Source organism: Actinomycetospora atypica, assembly GCF_042653685.1.
Classification (GTDB): domain Bacteria; phylum Actinomycetota; class Actinomycetes; order Mycobacteriales; family Pseudonocardiaceae; genus Actinomycetospora; species Actinomycetospora atypica.
On record NZ_JBHSIV010000075.1, the window covers coordinates 1 to 4,805 of the forward strand.

3 protein-coding genes are annotated in these 4,805 nt (G+C 76.9%); all 3 read right to left on the reverse strand.

Annotated features, from left to right (window positions below):
* Positions 1-165: 165 nt before the first annotated feature.
* A complete protein-coding gene (gene sigM, locus ACFPBZ_RS29300; RefSeq protein ID WP_378039638.1) occupies positions 166-783 on the reverse strand; it encodes an RNA polymerase sigma factor SigM in 618 nt (205 codons plus the stop codon).
* A 52-nt stretch (positions 784-835) separates the two neighbouring features.
* Positions 836-2,752 carry a protein kinase family protein gene (locus ACFPBZ_RS29305; RefSeq protein WP_378039639.1) on the reverse strand — a complete coding sequence of 639 codons (1,917 nt, stop codon included), beginning with the start codon at positions 2,750-2,752 and terminating at the stop codon, positions 836-838.
* Between the two features lie 167 nt (positions 2,753-2,919).
* On the reverse strand, positions 2,920-4,805 hold a 1,886-nt coding region (gene murJ / locus ACFPBZ_RS29310), incomplete at its 5' end, for a murein biosynthesis integral membrane protein MurJ (RefSeq protein WP_378039640.1).

The following is a 4,805-nucleotide window of genomic DNA, read 5'->3' on the forward strand; positions in this document are numbered from 1 at the left end:
CGAGCCCCTCGGGCGGCGCGGGGCGCGGGCCGGCGGCGACGTGGGCCCGCGTGCGGTCGAGCGCCGCGAACAGGGCCTCCTCGCCCGGCCGCGGCGCCGCGCCGTCGGCGTGCCGGTGCACGGCCTCGTCGTCGGGGTGCTCCCCCGCTCCCGGTCGCTCGGTCATCACCCTCCTCCCCTCCTGGCGCGTCTCCCGGTGGCTTGGACGTCGCCGGGCTCCTCCTCGTTCCCACCGTCCGCCGATCCGGGCCGGAGGTGTCCGAGCAGCACCGCGAGGCGGTACCGGCCGCGGGCCGCCCGACTCTTCACCGTGCCCTCCTTGGTGCCGAGCACGACGGCGGCCTCCGCGATCGACATGCCCTCCATGTCCACCAGCACCACGGCCGTGCGCTGGGCCACGGGCAGCCGGGCCAGCGCCTCCTCGACGGCGAGCGCGGTCATCCGGGTGGTCATCGGGTCGCGCGGGAGCGGGACGTCGGCGTCGTCGTCGAGCGGGTGCGTCCGGTGGTGGCGCCGGCGGCGGATCCGGTCGAGGCAGGCGTGCAGGACGATCTTGTGCAGCCACGTGGACACGGCGGCCTCGCCGCGCCAGCGCGGGGCGGCGCGGAAGGCGGAGAGCATCGCGTCCTGCAGGGCGTCCGACGCGTCGTGCGGGTCGCCGAGCGTGCGGACCGCGAAGGCCCAGAGCCGGTCGGTGTAGCGCCGGACGATCTCGGTGAAGGCGTCCGGGTCGCCGCCGACGTGCGCGGCGAGCAGCGCCTCGTCGGAGCGCGGATCGGTCACGGGCCCGGACGCTAGGCGGCCCCCCGCGGACGCCGGGGCCGTTTGGCGAAACTCAGCCCGCCCCGACCACCGTGACCTCGGCGATCTCGCTGGAGTAGCCGCCGTCGGACTGCCCGAGCCCGGTGACCCACACCAGCAGGTTGCTCGTCGGGGCGCCCGCCTGCACCGGGATCGTCGTCGTGTCGCCCGAGACGGTGCCGGTGCCGAGCAGCTGGGTCTGCGCGACGGGGACGTTCGGGGCGGAGGCCGCACGGATCTCGATCGTCGTGCCCGGGCTGGTGGAGCGCACGACCACCTGGGACACCCGGCTCGGCGCCCGGAACGTCGTCATGAGCCCGATCCCCGGCTTCAGCCCGGGGAACTGCTGGCGGTAGTCCGAGGTCGACCAGGCGGTCGAGGGGTCGTTGTCGGCGGCGCGGCCGACCTGGCCGGGGTTGTCCGGGTTCCCGGAGGGGTCGTAGACCGCGATGCTCGCGAGCTGCACCGGCCCGGCGGGCGCCGGCGGGGGCGGCACCGTGGGCACGGTCGCCTGGGTGGCCGGGGGCGCCGCCGCGGAGGTGGGGATGACCAGCGGCGGACCGGAGGAGGGTCCCCCGCCGAGCAGCGACACGGCCTGGAAGGCGAGGAACGCGACGATGGCGAGCACGGCGAGGACGAGCAGCGTCACGCCGATGCGGAGCTTGCGCCGGGTCGCCGGGTCGTGGTGGTGCTCGGGCTCGTCGTCGTCGGGGTGCCAGACCGCGTCGCCGTCGTCGTCGAGCTGGACGCCGTCCTCGGTCAGGGGCAGCAGCACCCCGTCGTCCTCGGCGCCCTCGCGCAGCTGCCGGACGAGGCCGTGGACGGCGGCGGCCGTGCGGATGCCGCCGGTGGCGTCGAGCGTGCGGTCGACCAGCGCGGCCAGGCCCACGGGGAGGCCCGGGCGCAGGTCGCGCACCGGGACCGGGGCCCCGGCCGAGGTGCGCGGCCCGGCCTTCAGCCCCGCCGGGGTGGCGCCGTCGCCGGCGGGCCAGCGCGCGGTGAGCAGCAGGTAGAGCGCGGCGCCGAGCCCGCGGACGTCGTCGTCGACCGTGGCGTCGCCGCGGGGCATCGGGAAGGCGAGCCGGGCGTTCGCGCGGGACGTCACGCGGATGCGCTGCGGGTGGTCGAGCCCGAGGACGAGGCCCGCGCGGTGCGCGTCGGCGACGGCCTGGGCCAGCGGCTCCACGACGCGCAGGGACGCGCTGGGGCTCAGCGGGCCGCCGGCGACGAGCTCCGCGAGGTCGCGGCCCGGGGTCCACTCGGCGACCGCCGCACCGAGGACACCCGCGGGCAGCCGGCTCGACCCGGGCTGGATGACGTCGAGGACGCGGGCGGTGTGCCGGTGCGCGAAGTACGCCGAGCGGGTGGCCCGCGAGAGGGCCGAGGACGCCCGGGCGTCGGCCTGCCAGCCGCCGACGAGCAGTGTCATCGCGACGTCGCGCTCGAGCGTGGTGTCGCGGGCCTTCCACAGCACGGCGTCGGCGCCGCGGTCGCGCCCGACCTGGCTGACCAGCCGGTAGCGGTCGGCGATCACGGTGCCGGGGACGAGCGCGCCGTCGGGGCCGACGGGGATGGGACCCGACGTCGGGGTCCGCGGGCCCGGCGGCGGGCCCGGGCGCCGGCGGCCGTTGCCGCGCGGCCGGGCCGACCCGGTCCCGGTGCCGCCCCGGCGGGCCCCGTCGGGCAGGAAGGTGGTCGGGCCGTCGATGCCCGGGGGCGGCGAGGCGGGCGGGACCACGGCGGTGGGCGCGTCGGTCGCGTTGACCTTCGGCTCGGGGGATCCGGACGCGCGGGCCTCGGGCTTCGGGGTGTCCGGCGTCGTGGCCTCCGACGCGGCGGCGGGCTCGACGACCTCGTCGGCGGCCGGCGTCTCCGGGGCGGGGTCCTCCACGGACCCGGCGACGGCGCCCGCACCGGAGGGGGAGGGATGCGGCACACGTCCGGCGCCCATCGCGTCGTCCACCCCTCACCTCCGCACGGCCCGTCCGCCCACTGCCCCCGTGGGCCGGTCGTCAGGGCACGGCGCCGAGACTACGGGACGGCCGCCGTCACGTCGTGGTACCCGGCGCGCGGCGCGACACCCCTCACCGACGAGCAACCTCGTCGGGGTGGATCGGTTCAGCGCCCGACGAGGCGGCGCAGGCGCGAGACCACGGGGTCGAGCTCGGGGACCTTCAGCAGCCGCATCGCGACGGCCAGGACCACGAGGGACACGCCCCCGCCGACCGTCACCGTGAGCCAGGCGCGGGCGACCGCCCCGGCCCCGCCGCCCAGCAACCGCTCGAGAACCGTCACGACGACGACCGCGGCCAGCACGGCGACGACCGACGCGAGCCCGGTGAGCATCACGGTGCGCAGGACCCGGCGCGTGTCGAGCCGGCCGAGCCGGCGGCGCAGCCAGATGTTGCCCACGACGAGGCCGACGACGAAGCCGAAGGCGTTGACCGCGGCCAGGCCGAGCACGACCTGCTGGGTCGGGAGGAGCACCGGGCACAGGTACGCCAGCGGGACCTTCACGGCCGTGATGATCACCATGATGATCGTCGGGGTGCGGGCGTCGGCCATGGCGTAGAAGACCCGCAGCTGGAGCATGACCACCGCCATCGGCAGCAGCCCGAACGCCGAGGCCGACAGCGTGGCGCCCAGGGTGGCCGCGGAGTCGCCCCCGGAGCGGCCCAGCGAGAACATCGCGATCCCGAGCTGGGAGCCGAAGACCGTGAGGATCGCGCTCACCGGCAGCAGGGTGACCGTGGACAGGCGCGAGCCCAACGAGAGGTCGGACACCACCTGGTCGAGGCGGCCGTTGGCGGCGGCCGCGCTCATCCGCGGCATGAGGGCCGTGAGCAGCGAGACGCCGAGGACGCCGTAGGGCACCTGGATGAGCAGCCAGGCGTTCGAGTACACCGACGGGCCGCCCTCGTCGGCGGAGAAGGCGACGCGCAGGATGGCCGTCAGGCCGATCTGCGAGATGATCACATAGGCGACGACCCAGCCGGCCAGCCCGCCGAAGGCGGAGATCCGCCGGTCCCAGCCGAAGCGCCAGCGGAAGCGGAAGCCGGTGCGCCGCATCGCGGGCAGCATCACCGCGGCCTGCAGGACGATGCCCAGCGTGCTGCCGACGCCGATGACGAGGAGCTGGGTGGTGGAGACCCCGCCCTCGGGCGGGTCGGGCAGGAACCAGTAGACCGCCAGCGCCGCCAGGGCGACGACGTTGTTGAGCACCGGGGCCCACGCCGCGGGCCCGAAGACGGCCCGGGCGTTGAGGACGGCCCCGAACAGGGCGCCCATCCCGTAGAAGAAGATCTGCGGGAGCAGGAGGTAGGCGAAGTCGGTCGCGAGCGGCCGGTAGGCCTCGTTCTCGATGTAGGGCAGGACGAGCAGCGGCGCGGCGACCGTGGCGACCGTCGTCGCGAGGAGCAGGGCCGCCGCGGCGCCGGAGAGCAGCTTCTGGGCGAAGGCGTCGCCGCCGTCGCCGTCCTCCTTGGCCGCCCGGACCAGCACCGGGATGACCACGCTGGTCAGCACGCCGCCGAGGAGGAGCTCGAAGATGATGTTCGGCAGCGTGTTCGCGATCTGGAACGCGCTGCCGACGAGCTCGAGGCCGATCGTGGCCGCGAGGGCCAGGGTGCGCAGGAAGCCGGTGAGGCGGCTGACCAGAGTCGCGATCGCCATACCGCCCGACGCCCGGACGAGCGAGGCGTCGCTGCGGTCGTCGCTCGGGGCCCGGGGGGCGGGGACGGCGGACGCGTCCTGCTCGAGCGGCGGGCGCGGGAGCAGCACCGTCTCCTCGACGGAGTCGCCCACCGTCCACGAGGCCAGCGGGGCGCCGCGGTTCCGGTCGGGGCCCGGGGTCGCCAGGGCGGCCAGGCGGGACGTGGCCTCCTCGACGGGGGCGGGCAGCGCGGTGGTCCGCTCCGGGTCGGGGGCCGGGGCCCGGCGGGCGGGGGCGGTGACGGCGTCGGTGCCCGGGGCGCCGAGGGGCCGGGTCGCGCCCGGGTCGGGGG